Origin of the sequence: Zobellella maritima (assembly GCF_003075035.1) — a bacterium.
GTDB classification, from domain to species: domain Bacteria; phylum Pseudomonadota; class Gammaproteobacteria; order Enterobacterales; family Aeromonadaceae; genus Oceanimonas; species Oceanimonas maritima.
On the sequence record NZ_QCZE01000025.1, the window covers coordinates 1 to 255 of the forward strand.

Annotated in this window: 2 tRNA genes; both read left to right on the plus strand. The window is 51.8% G+C overall.

Features of this window, described 5'->3' with window-relative positions:
• The first annotated feature begins 17 nt into the window (after nucleotides 1–17).
• Nucleotides 18–94, plus strand: a tRNA-Met gene (locus tag DCS96_RS18435).
• A gap of 51 nt (nucleotides 95–145) precedes the next feature.
• Nucleotides 146–222: transfer RNA gene (locus DCS96_RS18440), tRNA-Met, on the plus strand.
• Nucleotides 223–255: the final 33 nt, after the last annotated feature.

Genomic DNA, 255 nt, shown 5'->3' on the forward strand with positions numbered 1-255 from the left:
AGACGTTAAGTATCGGACGCGGGATGGAGCAGCCTGGTAGCTCGTCGGGCTCATAACCCGAAGGTCGTCGGTTCAAATCCGGCTCCCGCAACCAACTTGATGTAACAAAGTAATAGTGTGTGTAAGTAAGACGTTAAGTATCGGACGCGGGATGGAGCAGCCTGGTAGCTCGTCGGGCTCATAACCCGAAGGTCGTCGGTTCAAATCCGGCTCCCGCAACCAACTTGATGTAACAAAGTAATAGTGTGTGTAAGT